Raw genomic sequence first — 20,878 nt, forward strand, 5'->3', positions numbered from 1 at the left:
TCACAATCTTGTGCCATGCTCAGGTGGTGCCCGGATGTCCTCGGACTCCCGTCGCTCTGGGCACCCTTCTGCCTATGCCACCTGCCACGGGGGTCACCATGCAGAACCCACCCGGCGTCGCCGGTCACGACTGGTTGATCAGGGCGAGCCCCCGGACGGCCCGGCCTGACGACGCGGCCTGTCCCACCCACCGGCGCACCGCGATGCGGCCCCTGCTCGTCGCCGACCCGGCCGTGCCTTACTCGCGGCCGCCGCGCGAGGAGTTCGGGTTCGGCCCGCTCTTCACCGCCCTCGACCTGCTGGAACACGACGGCTGGTCCGTGGAGCGGGTACGCGAGGAACTCCGGGCAACCCGCGGTCCCTTCCGGGGATGGGGCGCCCCAGTCCACCCTGCCCACCTGGCCTGGACCGCCCACGCCCTGGAGCGCTACGTGGCCGCCCGTACCCGCGAACAGGCAGCCGCCGTCGAGGCCGGGTTGCCCGAGACCAAGCCGGTGAAGCAGCCGTGGACATGGCGCACTGCCCGCACGGACGCTCCCGACGCGCGGGGCGCCCGGCAGTACGAGCACACCCTCTGGGGCCGCATGTACGCCTCCTCCGACGGAAGGGTGCGCGATCTGTGGCTGCCTTCCCTGGGCCGGGCCAAGACCGGCCGTCCCGACGCGGAACTCGGGGCTGTAGCACAGGTGATGGCCTTCGGCGCGCCCACGCCCCGACGCAAGCAAGGCGCCCAGCCTCCGCCCACCGAGACCGACAGCGCCTGCTTGCCCGAACTGGTCCGCGTCTTCGACGTCGGGTGCGCCGACGGGTCCGTGGAGGAGCTGCTCTCCGCAGACCCCGCCGAGGCGAGGCAGCGGTTCAGGGACGACGCCGCGCCCGCCTTCATCACCGCTGCCACCGAACCCGGCGTGCGGCCCGGGGAGAGCTGTGTCGACTGCAAGGCCATCGCCGGCTGCACGGATCTGAAGCGCACCCCGCGGCTGTGGGGCGGACGCCCTCCGGCTCTCGCACGCCCACGCCGCTCCGTCTCCGTCTGGGACCTGCGGCTGCACGTCGAGTGCCCCGCCCAGTACCACCTGGTGCGGCGACTGCACCTCAACGACCTCTCGGCCGAGGACCGGGGGGCACGGCGCGGCAGAGCCGTCGACGCCTGGCTCGACGCGGAGCACACCGAACGCCCGGTGCGCGGCTGCCGGGACCGGGAGATCCCCTGGCCGACGGCGGTACAGGCCAGGGCCGGACTCGACGACACCTCCGCACGCGAGGCCGCCGGGATGCTCGCGGAACACCGGCTGCTGTGCCCGCTCAACGGACTCGACGCCGACGAGCAGGTACTCGTACAGCATCGGGTCACGGCCTACGTACCTGAACTCGACATCGTCGTCCTCGCCGTACCCGACCTGGTGTACACCCACCGCGGCCGGTGGATCTGGCGCGAGACCAAGACATCGACCCGCCCGCTGTGGGAACGCGATTCCCTGCTGCACGCCTATCCCCAACTCGCCCTCGGTGTCCTGCTGTTCCACGCGGGCGCGCTCGGCGACGACCCGCGCCGCTCCTGGGTCGAACTGGAGCATCTGCGCGAGGTCCGTGGGGAGAGCCGGCTCGAACGCGTCGACCCCGGCCGCGCCGAAATCGTCGACGAGGCCCGGGCCGTCATCGCCGGACTCGCCCAGCCGCTCCTGGACGACACCACGTACGAACCGAGGACCGGACGCCACTGTCACGGCTGTCAGGCCCGGACCTGGTGTCGGCCCGGCACCGCCTACGTCACCGACCATCCGCGCCCGTCGAGCCCCGAGACACAGACCCCGCCGCGAGGAGACGCCCCGCCCCATGCCTGACCAACAGCTCGTACCGGATTGGCTGTCCAACCCCGATGTCGTCCTCCTGCGGGACGTGGCCACCGCCGTCCTGCACCTGGCGGCCGTCGATCACCTCGACTCCTTCACCCTGCCCTACCCGGCCGGCGCGCAGCGGGCCCTGGACGCCCTGGTGCTCCAGTGCCTGCGCAACGGCGCCAAGCCTCCGGCCGGGGTGCCCGAGATGATGCGCTGGGCCCGCGTCCGCCCCTTGGGCAGCTGGCCCTTGGACCGGCTGCCCGCCGACCTGTTCGACACCGCGGACCGGCTGATCGACGAGGGTTCCGGAGAGCCCTCGCAGCTCTGCCACGAGCTCGCCGTACGGGGGTACGGCGACAGCACCGGACGGCAGTACGACCGCCTGGTGATCCACGCGGCCCTGCGCGCCTGCCGGGCCGTATCGTCGCCCGAGTCATACACGGCCTTCCGGCGCCTCCTGGTGAACCGGCCCGTCCTCACCGAGGAGGACTGGGCCGAGGTGAGCACCGACCTCTTCCTCGACCCCGTGCGCTTTCTCATCAAGGAGATCTACGCCCCCGTCCCGCTCGGGTTCCGCCGGAACGGCGCGTACCTGTGCTGTCACCGCTGCCTGACCCTGCTCCATCCGGTGTCCGAGACCGAGTGGTGGTGCGAGCGCGACCAGTGCCGGCACCAGGGCCCACCACCGCACGGCCGGGAACTCGTCGCGGCGGAGGTGGGCGAGCTGCGTCAACTACGGAAAGCACTGCGGCAGTTCGTCACCGGGCCCGGACGCGCTGAGGTCCTTCTGGAGGGCGAGCTGCGCGCCCTGAGCCTCACCGTCGAGATGTGGCCCGGCTTCGACGCGTACGACCTTCGCATCACCTTCCCCGAGGGGCATGTGTGGGCCGTCGACGTCAAGGACTGGGCACACCCCGCCTTCCTCGGGCGCGCCGCCACCGCCGTCCGCCCCGAGCCCCCGTACGACGAAGCCTGTTGGGTGGTGCCCGCGTTCCGGGTCCGCGCCCGCCGCGACTACCTGGCCATATACGCCAAGGAGCGGGGCGCGGGGGCGGGCGGTCTGCGGCTGCTGACGGACGACCAACTGAAACGGGCCGCGCGGCTGCGGCTGTCCGGCGAACGCGGGCCGGACGCGTCCATCGCGCCCCCGCACACCGTGCCTCCGGCCAGGGAGCACGGCGGGGCACGCACGGCGTCGTCCCGGTCCGGAAGCCAGACGGCGGCGACCGACGGCGCCGGGAAGAAGGGAGCAGACCATGCGTGACCGCAGCAGCTGGTACCAGCCGGTCGTCGCCGCACTGAGGCCTTGGCCCGAAGAACACGCCGGGACCCGGCCCGCTCTGCTCTGCCAGGTCGAACTCGCTCTGCGGCTGATGGAGACCGTGGCGCCCGGTCACGCTGCCGATGGGGCGTGGACGCTCCTCGGCGGCTACAGCCTCGCCTTCGCGCGGGCCTCGAAGCTACCCACTGGCACCACCGAACAGGTCGCACTGGCCGCGGCCCGGCACCTGCTCTGGCCGATGCGCCGCGGCCGGATGTGGCAGCAGAGCCTGGACGCCTACCTGGAACTGCCCGAACGGCTGCGCGCGTACCGCGTCCCGGCGGCCGGGGAGCCCGCCCATCGGGTCCCCCTCAAGGTGGCGGCCGACCGCTTCACCACCTACGACGACGCGCTCGCGAACCTTCCCGGCTTCGCCACGAAGGTGCTTCCCCACGCGGAGGCGGGCGAGCATCGCTTCATGGACCGCCGCCACCGGCGCACTTCCGTCACGGTCCCCGCCGATCTCGTGCGGGACTCCTTCCCCGGCCACCCCCTCACGGCCGAACGCCCGGCCACCGCAGGTCCCCTCGACGTGCCACTCGACGAACTCGCGGACGTCGCACGGTGGGTGGACGCGGAGGAGCAGCGGCGCGGGCTCAAGGCGGGGAACTGGGAGCAGCGTCTCGCCCAACTCGACCTCGACACCCGTACCCCGGACGGGACAGCCTTCCAAGCGGCGTCCGCGCTGCCGCTCGACCGGCTCACCCACCTCGTCGGCATGGTCGGCGCCGGTAAGTCGACCTTGATGACCTTGCTCGCGGTCTGGGCGTACCACAACGGCCTGCGCATCACTCTCGTCGTCGGCGACGTGGCCGAACAGCTGACGCTGACCGAGCTGTTCCGCACGCTCGGCCTGAGCGCCGCCCTGGTGCAGGGGGGCACGACGCGGCTCCAGCACACCCAGCGGCTGCACCGCAGACTCGCCGCACGGGGAGAACACTCCCTACTGGCTCACACCGGACCCGTCTTCGCCCACCTCAGCACCGCCTGCCCGCTGGACGCCCTGCGCGCACTCGACACGTCCGAGCCCCTGCGCTACACCGACGCGCCGTGCGGTGCCCTTCACCCCGCTCGGCGCCAGGAGGCCGCCGAGGAGCCCGCGGCCGAGCGGGCGGTACGCGAGCTCGAACGAGCCCGAGGCGCCGTCGACAGGGAGGGCGCCACGGACGACACCGATGCCGACGAAGAGGACCTGGGCACCCCGCACGCCTGCCCGCTGTGGAGCGTCTGCCCCCGGCACTCCGCCGCGCGTGACCTCGTGGACGCGCTGATCTGGGTGGCCAACCCCGCCAGTCTCGTCCAGACCGCGGTGCCGCGTCAGCTCAACGCCGAGCGCCTGCGCTATCTGGAGCTGGCCTGCCTGCGCAGCGACATCGTCGTCGTCGACGAGGCCGACCGCGTACAGATGCAGCTCGACCAGATGTTCGCCCCGTCGGCCACGCTCGTCACCACCGGTGTCTCCGACTCCTGGCTCGACCAGCTGCAGACCCATGAGATCGCCGAACTCGCCCGGCAGGGACGACTGCAGCTCTCCGACCAGGACGTGGAACGGTGGTCCGCCGCCCTGGACGTCGTAGGTTCCGCCGCGGACCGGCTGTACGCCATGCTCATCGACGACGGAGGCCTGCGGGACTGGGCGCAGATCGACTACTTCAGCGCCTGGACCCTCCAGGAGAAGCTGCTGCATGCCTGGTACCCGCTGACGCGAGGCCAGGCCGCCGGGCGGCCGGACAGCACGAACGAAGGGGATGTCGAGGGCGAGAGCGCACTTTACGAGGACGAGGAAGGGCTCGGGGCCGATGGCGACTCCCCCGTGCCCGACGCGCCCTGGGCGCAGCGACGCACCGAGATCACCGGTTACTTCGACACGTTCCGCGACGATCCGCTCGGCGGACGCGGCCCCTACGGAACCCCGACCGACAAGCTCACGGCCCTCGCCCACGACGTCCTGCACACCCTCGACGAGAAGCGGACACGACGCCGAGTCCGCGCGCTCCTCGACTCCTTCCTCGTCGGAGCGCCGGGCCCGGAACAGCGCCCCATGCCTGCTGCCGAGCGAGGCAAGGAGCGTGCCCCCGAGGACGTACCACTCACCGAGGAGTGGCGTGAACTCAACGCACGGCGGTTGGAGTTCACCCTTGTCCTCGCCGCCCTACACCAACGCCTAGACCGGGTGACGTTCCTGTGGCCTCAGGTGGAGGCAGCGCTACGGCTGGACTCTGCGGCCCACGAGCTGACCCGCCGCCCGCCCCTCGACTACGCGCCACTGCTGCCCGAAGCGCCCATGGGCAACGTCCTGGGCTTCCAGTACCTGGTGGACGAACGGGCCGCCGCCCGCGACAAGGACGGACACCGCACCGGCACCCTGCGCTTCTTCCGTTGCGCGGGCGTGGGCCGGGAACTGCTGCTGGGTCTTCCCCAGCTCGGCGCCGATCCAGGCCTCGGCAAGGCAGGCCCACACGTGCTGCTGATGTCGGGCACTAGTTGGGCCGGCACCTCTACCCGAGCCCACGTCCTCGCACCTGTCCGCGCCGTACTGAAACCGCAGCCCAAGGCTCTCGACGCCATCCGGAAGACCGTGTTCCGCACCGAGTTCCTGTACGACGCCGCAGGACAGCCGATCCGGCTCTCCGGCCAGGACCCCGACCAGCGCGAGGACGTCCTGCGCCTGATGATCGACCGGCTCGCCCGATCCCGGAGCGACGGCAATTCCTCCCCTCTCCAGAGCGAACTCGCCCGAATCCCCGACCAGCGCCGCAAACGTGCGCTGCTCCTGGTGGGCAGCTACGCGGAAGCCAAAGTGACCGCCACCGCCCTGAACGAGATCCCGCGCTGGCGTGGCCGCGTACGCGTCCTGGCCGCCGACGACGCCGAACTGGAGGCCGCCGTCGACGGGACTGCGTCGGCACGAAGCCAGGCGCCGGCCACGGAATCGGGCGCAGGAGCGGTCCGGCGTGGGGACCTCGCGTCCTTCGCCGACGACCCGGACGCCGAACTGCTCGTGGCGCCCCTCCTCGCCGTGGAGCGAGGCCACAACATCCTCACCGCCCCCCAACGGCCCGGCGAGGAGAAGGTGGCGGCGTTCGGGACGGTGTTCTTCCTGGTCCGCCCGCACCCCCGCCCCGACGACCTCTCCCTGGCGGTCTTCGCCATCAACGACTGGGCGACGCGGTTCGTACGCGGTCAACTGAAGCTGCCGGACGAAGGGACGTTCAGCGACATGGTCACCCAGGCGGGGGACCTCAACGCGGCAGGCAGCGCTTTCAGGACCACCGCACGCGGCGTGTGGCGGCACGTACTGTCACGGCCCTACATCTACTCCTCGCTCTCCGATGACGAGAAGAAGTCCTTCGTCTGGGACCAGCTCGTCACCATCTGGCAGGTCATCGGGCGCCTCGTCCGCGGTGGCGTACCCGCCCGCGTCGTGTTCGTCGACGCGGCCTTCGCACCGCGACTCGCCGAGGCACAGGCGCCCTTCACCGGCCAGGACCGGCGTCCACGCCGCGCAGGCGACCCCGGGCTGCTGGTCAGGCTACGGGACGTTCTGGCGCCGTACTTCGCGCACACCGACACGGACACCGGCACCGTCGGGTACGGCGCGCGCACCGATCCCGCCGACGCCGCACTCGTCAAGCTGCTCTACCGCCCGCTGTACGAAGCGCTGTGTGCCATGGGGACGTCACCCGGCCCACGATCGGTCGACTGAAGCACTCCAACCACCGCCCTGGGCAGCACTGTCGGCGGGCAACCGCACCCGCCCACGTACGGACATCGCAGGGAGAACCGACATGTACAAGAACATCCGCCGATCCGCGTACCACCTGGCCGAGGAGAGCACCCCCTGGACCGAGGACTTCCACGCACTCCCTTTCCCCGAACACTGGCATGCCGGACTCCTCGAGCTGCACAACCACGGGCGGGACGAGGAGAAGCGGCAGCCCACGCTGCCCACCCGCCGACTCGACGGCGTGCTCCAGACCCTCGCCCCCGACGTGATCGTCCGCCCCCGGCCGCGGATCCCCGTGGAACCGGGGCTGCAGGCCGCTGAGGACTTCTGGATGTATGTACCGGCCTCGGCGCCCGACCCCCTCCCGGGCCGTTCCATGCAGCAGCTCCTCGACGCCTGGCTGCGTACCCTCGGTCCCAAGGACTCCGCACAGGATCCCCGGTTCCGCTCGCTGTTGCTCGCGAGCAGCACCGAGCTGAAGCAGAACCTGCCCGAGTGGCAGCCGCTCACCGGCGTCGAACTCCTCACCACCCCGACCACGCGGGGCGGCACCGCCGCCCCGGAACCGCGCCAGTTCCAACTCGCCACCGACGCCCTGGCACGCCGCATCCTGACCCTCGATCCCTTCCCGTTCGAGGGCGGGGAGCTGCGGTTCCGAGCGCTGCCCCGCGGGCCTCGGGACCAGGGCGCGGAACTCATGTCGCAGCCTCTGTGCCGGACCGTCAAGCGCAAGGAGTGGTGGTTCTCCGTCCTCCTGAACATCTCCCTGCACACCACGCCGTTCGACCCCAGGCCGCGTCTCCACCTGCACTGGGGTGTACGCCGCTGGGCGACCCACCCTCGGACCACCACCAAACGCCTCAACCTGCCCTACCGGGAGGCCACCACCGTCTACCTGCGGCCCACCATCCCCTGGCTGCCCGGCGCACCGGCCACCGACCGCTACGCACTCGCCCGCCTGCGCCGCGACCGGGCCGCCGACACCTTCGTCTGGTCGGAGAACGACACCGCCGGCATCCTGCGCGGACTCAGCCTCGCCGGGAACTTCCCCGACCCCGAACAGCTCCTCACCGAACCGGTCTCCTGGATCGGCGAAGGCCGTGGCGTCCGCGCCGCCGTGGTCCACAGCACCAGGATGGGCAAGCACGAGATCGGCACCGGCTTCATGCCCAACCAGCGGGCCCAGCTCACCGAATGGGCCGAGCAGGCCCTCCCTGAAACACTGGCCCGGGTACCCGACCTCACGCGCGGACGCGGCAAGGGCATCGGCGCGCCGCAGAACCGGCGGCCCAAGCCCAGGACAGACGAGGCCAAGAAGGCCGAGCTGCTGCGCGAGACCCATGCACGGCGCGTGGCACTCGCGGCACAGGTCCAGATCGCCTACGACGGCCCGGAACAGGCCGGCCCGCCCGTGGTGGAGGTGCGGCTGCTGTGGCAGTCACCCGAGGTACGCGGCGAGGCAGTGGAACAGTTCGCCAAGGCCCTGGGCCTCGACGGCGACGGCGGCGCCAGTGCCGCCCATGTCACGGACCGGGACTTCGACGAGGCCACGCCCGGAGCACCGGTCGTCCTGGAGTGGCGGACGGCGGAGGTCACACTCCGGCTGCGCTGCCTGCCCCTCGCCGACGGACTGGGCGACCGGCTCGTGCCCGACCTGGCGGTCAAGGGCAAAGGCGCGGCGCTCGCGGCGGCCGTCGCCGAACGGCGCCGCGCCCTGCGCGCCTGGCTCTGCGCGGACGGCGCGGACCCCTCCCGCCCCGAACTCGCCCTCGTGGAAGTCGCACACCGCAGCACGTTCCGCCCGGCGTCGACGGACCCCAAGTTCGCCATCCGCCTCGGGTGCGCCGACGCGGGCCTGCTGACTCAGTTCGTCGTCACCCCGTCCACCGACCGGCAGATCGACAATGCGGAAAGCCTCGACCACCGCACGTGCAGCGCGTGGCTCGACGGACTGCGCCAGCTGGGCGTCCGCGTCCTGCCCCACCACACCCTTGGTGGCGATCTTCCGGACTCGCTGCAATACGCGGCGGTGTGGATGGTGAAACGTCGCAAGGACGGCCCGACCCGGTTGCCCAAGCACCTGCCTGTGGCCGTCCTCGTCACCCCGCTCCCGGCCGGGGAAGGCCTCGCGGCCGTACGCGGCTGGGACGACACCGCGGGGGAATGGGTGCCCTATCCGCAGTTCCTCCTCGGTCTGGTGAAACAGGCGGAGATCGGCCCCGAAGCGTTCACGGAACCTGAGACTCCAGACGAAGACGCACGTCACGATGCCCCTCGGGTCACCGGCAAGCAGTGGCGCAGCAACCTCGCACAGCAGCGCAAGGAGACGGCGGCATTTCTCCAGCGCGTGCTGCACTCCCTCCGAGGGCAGCCCACCGCGCTGATCACCCACGCTCAGAACAGCCGAACGCACTGGCCATGGCTCCAGGACGGCCAGACCGAACGCGACCTGATCAAGACCGGCCACGCCCCGGCAGGCCGACTGGACGACGAACTGCGCCTCGTACGCGTGCGCGGATGCGGCGGTCGCGAGAGCGCCCAGTGGTGGGGTCTGGCCGACCCGGGCAAGCCCCACGGACAGCCTGCTGGCTTCTGGGCACAGGATCCCCAGCAGCGGTACGGGGACGGGGCTTCGTCGCGCGAGCGGGTCTTCTACAGCACTACCGAACGCCCCGGAACCCATGCGATCTCCCCCGCACTCGACCGCCTCGCCACCCGGGTAAACGCGGCAGGCAACCTCACCTCGCAGGCGGGCACGAGCGCCTGGAACCCGACCCTGGTGGAGATCGCGGTACTGGGCTGCCACGAAGACGACAACTCCGCGGCCCCCGTACTGGAAAAGCCAGACGACCCCGAGGCGCTGGCCCTCGCCATGGACCAGCTCCGCCAGGCCCCGGACTACGCCGCCGCCCTGTCTCTCCCCCTCCCCCTCCACCTCGCGGGGCTGGCCCAGGCATACGTCCTCCCGACACTCGCCGACCCCGACCGGACTTCGAACGAGGAGTCGGACATACCTGCTGGAAACCAGAGCATGGAGGACCCAGATCTCGCCGACGCGGCCGGACTGTCCACGACGCCGGACGACGAGGCCGAGACTGCCCACGGCTGAGGACGGGATCGACACATGCGCACCGGTATCCCCAGGACCTGTGTCCTGAGAGACCAACGACAGCCCCTCACGCTCCCTTCTGTGCTTGTGTGCGCGGTCCAGCGGAGGAAGGCGGAGCCCTGGAGTGACCGTGACCGGTTCGGGTCTGGCCGCGACGTCGGCCACGTCGCCATGGGTCCACCTCGCCGCCCGCGCGGCCCGGCCGTTCTCCTCGCTCATCCCACCCTGTCCACCCGGCCGGATCACCCCGACAAGCTTTACCAACGAGTACTTCGGGGCGGCTTCCGGGGCGATACAACAAAGATGGTCGAGCAGTTCTAAGACCCCGGCTCGACTACGCGAGCTGGGGCAGCCGCCGCCTTCTCCTGCGTCTGCCCGCCACCCTGCTCACGACCAAGTCAGCCGCCCCCTACGCGCTGGAGGAATCGCTGCGCGGGCCCCGCTCCCAGAACTCGATCCTGCGGCCAAGCGACATCGGCCTACCGCTTCAACTGGACGACCGTCTGGATCACCAGCCGCCCGCCCCCGACCGGCGGCTTCACTCGTTCCCATGCTCCGCGTCCCCCGCCAGGGACTCGAACCGCAATCGCCAACGATCTACCGATTTGGCCGGGAAGCTGCTCGATCACCAGCTGCCCGCTCTTAACCAAGCACTGCCCGTCTCATGCTCTGGATCACCCGCCCAGGGCCCCTACTGGCCAGGGTGGAGAGCCCTGAGACAAAACCCCGTGCACCGCGGCCGGCGTGCACATCGCGTGCACGACCACGCGGGAACTCCCAGGAAACCGCAGGTACGGGCCGGAACTGCGACAGCATGCCCTGCCCAGCAAGTTTCCCCTGGCCAGAGCCCCAATGGCAGACGAGTCGGGCTGTACGCCGGGTTCTCCAGAAGCACTCTCCTGACCTGCGGCTTTGTGGGGCGAACCGGCTGTGACCTGCTAGGACGGGTTGCAGAGGTGATCGGAGGCAGTCAGAGGAAATCGCTCTGATTCGACCCCGGATCGACCCGGGTCGCTCAGAGGCAACCAGAGGCAACCCCTCTGCTCCTGCCGCCTGAGCGGCCCGGGAGTCCGGAGCCGGACAGGCCGACGACTCCGACTCCTTCACGGTCTCCCCGGCCGAGCCGCGATGGGGATGCCTGCCTCGACCGGAGCCAGGCACACGAAAGCCTCCAGGACGGCCATCCTGGAGGCTCTTCGCTGGCACCGATTGGAGGTCGGTTCCGGACACCACCCGTGGTTTTAGCGGGCCCCGGTGGCGTCCATGTCTTTCGCGAGACGACCTGACGTGCCACAGCAGACCCATCACCCAGACTCGTCCCGACGACCGGTCGGCCGCAGCGTGCGGCTGGGCCTTCACAGGCTGCCGCCGGCCGCGGCTGATCTCGTCCTCCTCGGTGACCTCACCGGCCGCTACGCGACCGGCAGCTACAGCAAGCTCACTTCCGACGGCCACAGCGTGGCCCTGCGCGGGGAGCGTCAGGGCGCGGCCGAGCACGGGCACCGGGTCACGGCGGCCATCGCCTGCCATGTGGCCCGTGCCGGTGGAACCGTCGACGACCTGACCCGGCTGCTTCTGCACCCCGATCACGAGGGTGGCCGGCATGCCCGGCACATCGCGGTGCGCTCCGGGCAGGCCCGTGCCCTGGACTACATCCACCGTGTGTGGGCCAGCGCCTCGGTGGCGGTCAGCAGCACGGTGGCTCTGGAGTCACGCCAGCACGCACACGAGGTGCTCGCGGCGTTGCGCGACCGGGTCGAGACGACGCCCTGGCCCGGGGAGCGGGGGCGTACCGCGCTGCGGGTGCTGCGGGCGCATCTGACCTTCGCCGAGATCGCTGGCGGGCCCCTGCACCACGCCAGCGAGCGACAGACCGCGGAGGAAGCAGGCATCTCCCGCACGACGCTCCGCGCCGTCTACGAAACTGTGCTCAAGCCCGGCGGCTGGCTGCGGCGGCTGAAGGTCGGCCACGGCCGGGAGGGCTCCACCTGGTACATCAGCGACGGCAGTACCGGCCATCACGGCATTCCTGCTGCTCTGTCTCGTTCCCGGACCACTCAGTACCCCCCCGACCCGGCACTTGAGGAGTGGCACACCCCTGAGACAGACACGGGGGCCGACATCGACTCCACCGTCATCGCCCGCTTGATGGGCCACGACGCCTTCGCCCACCAGGGCCTCGGCAGCTCCGCCCTCATGATCCTCGGCGCACTGCACGCCCGCCCGTCCCAGACCACCGGAGAGCTGATCCGGTCGGCGTCAGTATCCCGGGCCACCGCGTACCGGGCCTTACGCCGCCTGGCCGACCACGGCCTGGTCCACCACCACGGCGAGACCTGGACCCTCGCGCCCCGCGCGCTTGAAGGCTTCGGGACCGCCCCACCGCATGCTGTTACCGACCCGTCCGCCCAGCTCGCACTGGGCTGGGACGCCGTGGCCCAGCAGTACGGCACATTGGGTGTCGCCGCTGGTCGCAGGGCACGGCATGCCGCGGAACGCGCGGCATACCGGGAGCTACTGGACCGGCTCGCGGAGCACCGCAGCAAGGCCGTGGTCATCGTCCGTAATGGCCGCCAGGTCCTTGTGCCCCCACCCCGTCCGGACGAGATCCCGCCCGCCTGGTGCGCCCCGGGCGGACGCGTACTGGACCCGGCCACGGGCCGCCCCGCCCCTGACTGGCGTGTGGCCAGCGACGGCCGGTTGATCCTCCTTACGCCTGCTGACCAGCGCAGTTATGACGAGCTGGCAGCCGCCCATGCCGAAGCCCTCAGCGAATGGGAGACCGCTGCATGACCTCATCACCCCCCGCCACCCCTGAGGCGAACAAGGCGGTGACGCCCGAAACCCTGCGAGAGCAGTACGAGTCCGGTGCGACGGTGCAGGAACTGGTCGCCGCCAGTGGCCTGTCGTACGGCACCGTCCTCAACCGGCTGCGCAGTGCCGGAACCGTGATGCGGACCTCGTGGCAGACCCGCCGAATGCGCCAGGACCCACAGGCACGCAGGCGCCTCGCCGCACAACTCCGCGCCCTGTACGAGCAGCACGGCGCCACGCTCGCCGAGCTGGCCGCGGCGGCATCCGTGACGAAACGCGCCGCCCGGCGCCTGCTCATCGAGGCCGGCGGCACCCCGCGCACGGCGCAGGAAACCCTCCGGATACGCGCCGCAAAGCGGGCGGCCGAGCGGCACCGGCTCGCGGTGTCACTGCGGAAGCGGTACCAGGCCGGCGCCACGGTCCCAGAACTGGCGGCCGACTGCGGCTACTCCGAAGCAACCATCTACCGGCTCCTGCACCAGGCAGGCACCCGGATGCGGCCCCAGCAAAACCACGGACGGCCGCTCGGCGTACGGAGGCGGCCGTGAGCTCCCCCACGCCACGGGCGCCGCCGATCAACTGCCTACTCGCCCGTACATCAGCCAACGAATCTACGACCTGCTGGAGATCAGCCACACATGAACGAGAACACCCGGCCCAAGACCCTAGCGACGGCAACAGCCCGCGCCTGGGACGCCTTCGTCATCGTCGTCGGCATGCTCAAGGGCGGCACCGGCAAGACCACCTCCGCCTGGTTCATCGCCCTCTACCACGCCGTCGTCCTGAACCTGCCGACGCTGCTCCTGGACGCCGACGCCACCAGCCAGTCCGCCTACGACTGGTTCAAGGTCGCCCAGGCCGAAGGCTTCGACATCCCGGAGAACCTGGTGGTCGAGCGATACCCGTTCGACGACATCGCCGAGTACATCCAGGCCAAGCGCGCCGAGTTCGGCGCGATCGTCGTCGACGCCGGCGGCGGCAGCGCCCGCATCTTCCACGAAGCGGTCACCGAGGCGGACCGGCTGATCGTTCCGGTCGCCCCCACCAAGATCGAGCGCCGCAAGCTCGTGGCAACCTTCGACGAAGCCGAACGCGCCGCCGCACGCAACGAGCGCGACGTCACCGCCCACGTCGTCCTCGTCAAAGCCGACGACCGCACCAGCCTGCCCCGCACCGCCAAGGACCAGCTGCTCCACCCCGCCCAGGGTGAGGGCATCGGCCCCGACCGCGAGGAACCGTTCCCGCTCGCCGAGACAGTCATCCACTCCTGGGTGCACTACATGGAGGCCTTCGGCGAGATCCCAACCGAACTGAGCGAGTACGCCCAGCTGATGAAGGAGCTCACCGCATGAGCGAGCGCATGAAACCCCCTGCCCGCCGCACCGGCCGCACCCTTGGCGGATCCAAGAAGGCGACCCCGACGCCCCCTCCCCCGGCAGCCGAACTCACCCCCGAGCGGTACGCCGCCGAACAGATCACCGCCCAGGACGAAGGACATCCCCCGGTGGTCGAGTCACGGCCTCAGCACAACCCTTTCCCCGCTCCCATCGGGGCACCGGCCCCGGACCGGACCGAGGAGGAACAGCCTTCCGCTGAAACGACCGTGAACGCCTCACCCGGCGGCCACATGCAGCAGCCGGCCGCCAACCAGTCGGTGCACCCCGCCGTCACTCCCCAAGCACGGACGGACGTCCCCGGCGAACCGGCGGAACGGCAGCCACCATCGGTGGCCTCGGTCGCCCAGCCTGTCCCGCCTGCAATCCAACACACGCAGTCGGCTGAACCTGCTGCGCACCATGGTCCGCCCTCTGTCACCTCCGCGGCCTTTGATGCCGCTACGGCCACCGAGGTGGCGGTTCGCCCCGCTGCTCCTCCAGCAGCGAGCAGCGCCGCGTTCCCCGTGAGGACCGATGCCCCAGGCGCTCGGCAGGAGCAAGACACACCCTGGCAGACAGCACCCGGCGACAACCCGCCATGGACACAAGGGCCTGGCCGTCCCAGGGACATCCCCCAGACGGCCGTCGTCCTCAACCAGCGCGTGATCACCCGCGACAGCCTCGACTCGGCAGTCCCCGCTGCCCTGAGGCTGAAGAAGCGGATCAAGCGCTTCGCCCTGGACAACGAACTCGACCACCTGCCGATCGGCGACATCGTCGCGGTCGCACTGGACGAGTGGCTCACCACCCGCGGCTTCTGACCTCCGCAACCAGGGGTGCCTGCGAACGTCCCATCCGTTCGCGGACACCCCTCCTTCCGACTATTCCACTAGTCGACTAGGCGGCTAGCTAGTCGACTAGTGGTCCGCACGGGAGCACCCTTGCTTGATCTCTCCAATCACGCCCGCCAATTGCGTGAACTGGCGGACGCCCTCGACGCGCAATCACACTCGGCCGACGACCCATTGGCACCGCATCCCGACACTCTGAAGGTCATCAATGGACGCCACACCAGCCGCGGCCAGATCAACTATGCCGTCCCCGACGCCCTCCAACTCCAGCGCCGCATCCGCCGTTACCATGCAGACCACGGTGTTCAGCACGGCGACATCGTCGCCATAGCACTCGACGTATTCCTGCGAGCTAAGGGCTACCCTCCCGACCTCACCCTGCCCAACACCGCAGGACGGTAACCCTTCAGCCGACCCTTTCTGTCGCGCGCGCGTCGTCTTCCGGCGTTCCCGTCCCCGGCAGCCCGGTGCCGGGGACGGTGAACACCACCTCGCAGGCCAGCTCCGGTTAGCCCGATCACCTGCCGGTAGTGGCGGACCCGCACAGCAGGAACGCGCCCTCGGTTGGGCGAACCCCCCGCGATGGCCGACGGGGACGATCCCGTGGTCGTCACCGGCTTCGAAGCCACCCGCGCCCGCAAGCTCACACCCGGCGAGAAGGAGGCCAACCGAGTGCTCGCCGCCGGACGCGCCCCCGTCAAACGCGACTTCGTCATCGCCGCGCTGCCCCCCTCGTTCAACTCGGCGCACTAAACACCGCCCACCCCGCAGAACATGCCGACGCCCGGTGCTCATGGCCGCTACAGTGGAGTCCCCGCGACACGCCACCCTCGGAGGGAGGCAAGGCCCTGACCAGTGTGTTAACCGCACTCCAGTGAACCGCCTCCAGAAGGTCACTTCCTGGGCGACACATTTCCGCAGCTCACACCATATGACCGTCACCCCCGTGACCCGCATCGCACCCTAAAGGCGGACTCGAACCGTGATCCTGCACAACCGATAGCATCACCGCAACCCAACGGGGGCGAAACCCAGGAAGCATTTCAGAACAATGCCCACCCGAAGGGCATAGAAACAGCTGCATTACAGCGCAGAGCCATTCCAGCGCTTCATTTCAGAGCAAGCCTGCCCGAAGGGCATAGAAACGAGTACCCCCGCAGCGACGCCAGCGCGAGGTTCGCATTTTCAGAGCAACGCCCGCCCGAAGGGCATGAAAACAGCGTCTGCACTTCTTCAGGCTCTCGAGCGATTCATTTGAGAGCAGCCCGCCCGAAGGGCATAGAAGCTGGTCAGCGGTGGGCGCCACACCAGCAGCAGCACATGCCCGAAGGCGTAGAAACGTCAGGCCCGCCGACCCCGGCTCGCCATGACGGTGGAGATCAGAACAACGCCCAAGGGGCATAGAAACAGGTAGATCGGCACGCTGAACCCGTAGGTGATGGCGGTGTTTTCGGACGACGCGAGCTCGAAGGGCATAGAAACCCCTTGGTTCCGAGGCAGTTCGGCGGAGTGCCGGTCTGTCCCGGAGGGACAGACAGTTTCCGAACAGTGCAAGCGACAAGTCCTGAAGGGCATAGAAACGTCTGTGTACTGCCCGAGCCCGGTTTGGTCGACGGATTTCAGAACAACACCCGCCCGAAGGACATAGATGCTTGGAGGCTGCGGGAGTGCTGCTGGTAAGCAGCGCGATGTCTCAATGTCGCACGCCCGAAGAGCATAGAAACTAATGGAACAGGTTGGGCGGGCTGACGAACATGCGCATGTCCGGGCGTCACCCCGTGAAAAGGCCATAGAGACATAGAGGTCTCGTGATAGCCCGTGTAATTTTGCGAGCATTTAGAATAACGCCCAAACGAAGGGCAGTGAGCAGAGCCACCCCAACACGTGGCGTCGAACGTACCGAGTCGGTGGACCGCGAAGACCCTCTAACCGATCGGCGACGCCGCGTGCAGCGCGCTACGGCTGTTCCTGGGTCGCCTCTGGGACACCCTGCTTACTTCGGTGTACAGCTACTCGACGATGAGGGCGGCTGACAGTGTCGGGTGTTTCCCTGGTCTTGCCTATCTGGCGCCGCTTCTGTCGTAATTCTCCTGAACAGTAGGTCTGTCGGCGTTCGCACTGGTATGGTCGCCAGTCAGAAATCGTGTACGGGCATTTACGGGCCTGTGGCGCCACGTGCCGGGCCAGTCGCCGGCCCGTCACGCGCACTGGCTGGTGGCGGTACGCAGGAGTCGCCTTGCGCGGGGGACGGGGGAAGACCGGTTGACTGCGCGGAGATTGGCCTGGTTGCTGCGGTTCCTGGCATCTGGGCATGGGCTGTTGACGATCGGGGCGTCTGCGGCGGCGGGTCTCGCGGTGGGGATGCTGCCCAATCTGGCGCAGGCTGTGCCCAGCGTCGGGGGCAAGTGGTGGTGGCTGGCGCTGGTTGCGATCGGCTCGGTGGTGGTGTTCGCGGTCTGTGCCACGCTGCTGTATGGCAGGGAGGGCGTGGGCATCGTCCTCCTGGTGGGTGAGGATGGATGGGACACCACACGCTTGATTGCAATGAGGAACAACGCCCTGCAGCGGCACCCCAGTTGCTTTACCGTGAACGTCTCCGAGCTGCTCGGCCCTTACGGACCGGGCAGCCCGAACAGTCAGAGTCGGCCGGATGCCGCCCCCGACCGCGTTCGCTTCGCCCACCGCGTCATGCAGGCCCGCATGCTGGAGGAGGGACAGGCCCCCGAGCAGGTATCCCTCTACGTCACCGCGCGCCATGTCGACGCCTATCGGCTCGGTGGCCTGCTACGCGACCAGCGTCACCCGAGCCTGAGCCTGATGATGTTCTCCCGTGAGCAAGGCGTGGGGATCGTCGAGGCGCTTCGCCTGCACAGCGGGCTGACCCAGCAGCCTGATGCCCGGGATCTGGAGCTGCTGCGTGACGTGCTGCTGAGGGACCCGCAGAGCGAGGGGCCAGAGTGGGTGCCGTTCGCGCTGCCTGGAGGGGTCACGGCTCGGCGGGTCGCTATCGTGCTTCCTATGGCCGGGCACAACGCCGGCATGCAGGAGGAGTCGCTGGCCGCTGCGCGCGATGGCCGCAGCGAGAGGTACCGCTTTCCCGGCCAGGCCGAGATCCCCGAGCGCTGCGCCGGAGGCCTCGTTTTCGCGACCAGGCCGGGGAACGTCCCTGACCGGCGGGAGATCTTCGAGGCACTGGTCCGGTACGTCAACCACCACTGGCAGCAGAAGCTGAGCGAGATGCGCGCGAACGGGGACTCCTCGCTGCGCGGCTGGCTGTTCACGGACGGCCCCGTGGAGGTCGTTGTCGCCCTCGGCAACGTGCTCGGACGGCAGACCGAACTCGTGTCCTGGGGGCCGCCGCCAGACGGCCCGGGCACACACGCAGGATCAGGAACGGGATCGGGAGGGGGCCGATGAGCCGGCGTAACTACAACGGCAGGCAGCCTGCGGGCGGCGGCAGCGGAGGGGCGTTCACCGCTCCTGCCGCTGCGGATGTCTTCGTCAATCCGTACACCTTCGTTCCCTTTCCTGCCTTCCCCGATCCCGCCGACCGCTCCGCTATCCGCCGTGCCCCCGCCGGCCACGAGCGGCTCGAGCGCGGCCGGTTCAGCGGCAGCGTGGGGGTCGAGCTGACGGTGTGCAGTCCGCTGCTGCTGCGGGGGATCAGGCCCGGTGAGGAGGGGACGTTCCCCCGGCGTCCGGGCAGGGGTGCGGATGGCCAGGGTGTGCCCTTCATCCCCGGCTCATCCCTCGCGGGTGCCGTGCGCTCGCTGCACGAAACCCTCGCCGGAGGCTGTTTACGAGTCTTCGACGCTGACTTCCGGCCCGGTTACCGCGACGTCGCACGCGACCGCCCGGGCTGGCGGCTTGCCCGTGTGGACGCCATCGACCGGGACGGACGCCCGACCCGGCTGAACGTCTGCGACGCGGACGTGGTGTGGGTTCCCGCCAGGGATCTGGCCCAGACGGAGGCGCTGGGCAGCGCGGAAGCCGTGGTGACCGGCGCGACGGTGCACCTGGAGTCGAGAGGCGAGCGGGTCAGCTTCGGGAAGAACAACGGTCGTGCGGTGTGGCGCCGACAGCTCACCGACCCGGCGAAGGTCAGACGCGGCGAGAGTTGGGTCGTGCTGGTCACCGACGGCAGTGCCCGTCCCGGCGAGCGCAGGAACAAGACGTACGGCTGGGTCGAGACCCGGTACTTCTGCGCGGTCGGCAAACTTGCGGCGCGCAGCAGCGAGGTGCAGACCGGGACGGGCTGGGATCAGGCGTGGCAGCGGTATCTGGATGCCGTCGACGGCACGGACGACATGCGCAGGGCCCGCCAGGAGGGCAGGGAGCACGACGAGAAGCCGGAAGTTGTACCGGTCCGTTTCCCCGTCCGGCGCACCAAACAGCTCGCGCGGGAGCCGGAAGTCGTCGGACGGCGCATCGCTGCCCGGCGGCGGCTGTTCGAGGGCCAGGTGGTGTGGATCAGGCAGGGCAAGGCGGCCGGGAAGGCGACGCAGCCGGGGCTTGGGCTGGTGGCGGTCGAGGAGATCTCGCTGTCGCAAGTCTGGCGGCACGCGGGCGGCGGGCACACCGCCGCGGAGCGCGTGCCCGGGGTGCTGCACCCGTGCCGCGACGAGCGTGAACTGTGCCCGACCTGCCGCATTTTCGGATCCGCCGACACCGGCGGATCCGACAGAGCGGCGGCCCGGCAGCGGTCCTACCGGGGGCATCTGCGGTTCTCCGATGGGCTCCCTTCAGGTGGGGACGACGTTTCCGGCAGTGTTCTGTGCGAGCCCGTTGCCGTCGCTCTTCCTCCGTTGTCGGCGCCCCGCCCGGGTGCCGGGCAGTTCTACCTGGAAACCCCCAAGGGCAAGAAGGTGCCCCAACCCATGCCGCAGGCCGACCCGTTGCGCGAGTGGGGTTCCGCCCTGGATGCCCAGAGCCGGCGGAACCTGCGCGGGCGCAAGCAGTACTGGCTGACCGGGCGTCCCGATCGCCGCCCGTATTTCCGTGCCACGGCAAACCGGCCCGAGGTCTTCCACGAGCTCTACGCCCGGGACGACGATAGCGAGAACAGGATGCTCACCCACGCCGAGGCCGTCCCGGCGCGGGCGCGTTTCCGCTACACCGTCCACTACGAGAACCTGGATCGCGCCGAACTCGGCGGCGTCCTGGCGGCCCTGGCCCCGCAGTACGCCCTGCGCCTGCCCGAAAGCGAAGGCGACTGGGAGGGCATAGGCGGGGACGATGCCATCGGTTTCGCCCTGGGCGGCGGGCGGCCTCTGGGCTTTGGCACCTGTACGTCGCGGATCACCTCCCTGCGCGTGGAGAGCGCCGTGGGCCGGTACACCGGCCGGCAAGAGGACGAGGCTGCCACGACGGTCAGGCTGCAGGCAGCGGTCGACGCGTTCGCGGACTCCGTTCCCGACCCGGTCCGCAGGACCTGGTCGGCTCTGCGGCATGCGCTGACGCTGGACCGGGCCGCTCCGCACCTGGTGTGGTACCCCCCTGCCGGGCCCCTGCCGGAGGAGGGGGCCCTGCCTGCGCAGCATCTGATGCCGAGTTTCGAGTTCTGGAAGCAAAGTCGTGGCTTTCGCGGCGAACCCAACCGCCGGGAGCCGGAAAAGGAGACCTACCACCCGCTGACGAGCCTGCCTCCCGCCACGGCCAGGCCGGCACAGCTGGGCCTGGAGACAGTGCCGGATGCCGAGCAGCGGGCACAGGGCGCGGAGCGGCTGCGCAAGGCCGATGCCCAAACCCGCACCAGCGGCAGAAACGGGAACGATGACCATAGCGGGAACGGGGGGCGAGGGCGAGCATGACCGTCACCGGCGAGGAGCACGCACGCAAC

At 70.0% G+C, this 20,878-nt stretch carries 13 protein-coding genes; 12 read left to right on the forward strand and 1 reads right to left on the reverse strand.

Features of this window, described 5'->3' with window-relative positions; translation table 11 throughout:
• Positions 1-74 precede the first annotated feature (74 nt).
• The 10 genes from BFF78_RS08480 to BFF78_RS47375 all read left to right on the forward strand — a co-directional run bounded on the left by BFF78_RS08480 (position 75) and on the right by BFF78_RS47375 (position 15,792).
• Complete coding sequence (locus tag BFF78_RS08480; RefSeq protein ID WP_227025771.1) at positions 75-1,844, forward strand: PD-(D/E)XK nuclease family protein; 1,770 nt, start codon at positions 75-77, stop codon at positions 1,842-1,844.
• Entirely contained in the window at positions 1,837-3,105 is a 1,269-nt protein-coding gene (locus BFF78_RS08485; RefSeq protein ID WP_069777721.1) for a pPIWI_RE_Y domain-containing protein, read from the forward strand. The genes BFF78_RS08480 and BFF78_RS08485 overlap by 8 nt, the downstream gene beginning before the upstream one ends.
• Positions 3,098-6,868 (forward strand): pPIWI_RE_Z domain-containing protein, encoded by a 3,771-nt coding sequence (locus BFF78_RS08490; protein ID WP_069777722.1) that lies wholly within the window; start codon positions 3,098-3,100, stop codon positions 6,866-6,868. The genes BFF78_RS08485 and BFF78_RS08490 overlap by 8 nt, the downstream gene beginning before the upstream one ends.
• A gap of 82 nt (positions 6,869-6,950) precedes the next feature.
• On the forward strand, positions 6,951-9,998 hold the full coding sequence (locus tag BFF78_RS08495) for a pPIWI_RE module domain-containing protein (RefSeq protein ID WP_069777723.1): 3,048 nt from the start codon (positions 6,951-6,953) through the stop codon (positions 9,996-9,998).
• 1,341 nt (positions 9,999-11,339) lie between these two features.
• Complete coding sequence (locus tag BFF78_RS08500; RefSeq protein ID WP_227025772.1) at positions 11,340-12,791, forward strand: helix-turn-helix domain-containing protein; 1,452 nt, start codon at positions 11,340-11,342, stop codon at positions 12,789-12,791.
• Positions 12,788-13,360, forward strand: coding sequence for a helix-turn-helix domain-containing protein (locus tag BFF78_RS08505; RefSeq protein WP_079161219.1), 573 nt, complete (start codon positions 12,788-12,790; stop codon positions 13,358-13,360). Before BFF78_RS08500 ends, BFF78_RS08505 begins: the two co-directional genes overlap by 4 nt.
• 90 nt (positions 13,361-13,450) lie before the next feature.
• Positions 13,451-14,164: a ParA family protein gene (locus BFF78_RS08510; RefSeq protein WP_069777725.1), complete on the forward strand. Its 714-nt coding sequence runs from the start codon at positions 13,451-13,453 to the stop codon at positions 14,162-14,164.
• A 686-nt stretch (positions 14,165-14,850) separates the two neighbouring features.
• Entirely contained in the window at positions 14,851-15,009 is a 159-nt protein-coding gene (locus BFF78_RS46075; RefSeq protein WP_159032974.1) for a hypothetical protein, read from the forward strand.
• Positions 15,010-15,129: 120 nt separating this feature from the next.
• A complete protein-coding gene (locus tag BFF78_RS42930) occupies positions 15,130-15,441 on the forward strand; it encodes a hypothetical protein (RefSeq protein WP_079161220.1) in 312 nt (103 codons plus the stop codon).
• Positions 15,442-15,603: 162 nt separating this feature from the next.
• Positions 15,604-15,792 (forward strand): hypothetical protein, encoded by a 189-nt coding sequence (locus BFF78_RS47375; RefSeq protein WP_193433427.1) that lies wholly within the window; start codon positions 15,604-15,606, stop codon positions 15,790-15,792.
• A gap of 588 nt (positions 15,793-16,380) precedes the next feature.
• On the opposite strand, the gene BFF78_RS49320 is transcribed toward BFF78_RS47375, so the two are convergent.
• A complete protein-coding gene (locus BFF78_RS49320; RefSeq protein ID WP_257786870.1) occupies positions 16,381-16,515 on the reverse strand; it encodes a hypothetical protein in 135 nt (44 codons plus the stop codon).
• A gap of 843 nt (positions 16,516-17,358) precedes the next feature.
• On the opposite strand from BFF78_RS49320, the gene BFF78_RS08515 reads away from it, so the two are divergent.
• Positions 17,359-18,456: a hypothetical protein gene (locus BFF78_RS08515; RefSeq protein ID WP_159032975.1), complete on the forward strand. Its 1,098-nt coding sequence runs from the start codon at positions 17,359-17,361 to the stop codon at positions 18,454-18,456.
• Positions 18,453-20,849: a TIGR03986 family type III CRISPR-associated RAMP protein gene (locus BFF78_RS08520; protein ID WP_069777727.1), complete on the forward strand. Its 2,397-nt coding sequence runs from the start codon at positions 18,453-18,455 to the stop codon at positions 20,847-20,849. Before BFF78_RS08515 ends, BFF78_RS08520 begins: the two co-directional genes overlap by 4 nt.
• Positions 20,850-20,878: the final 29 nt, after the last annotated feature.

The organism is Streptomyces fodineus (genome assembly GCF_001735805.1).
In the GTDB taxonomy this organism is placed as follows: Bacteria; Actinomycetota; Actinomycetes; order Streptomycetales; family Streptomycetaceae; genus Streptomyces; species Streptomyces fodineus.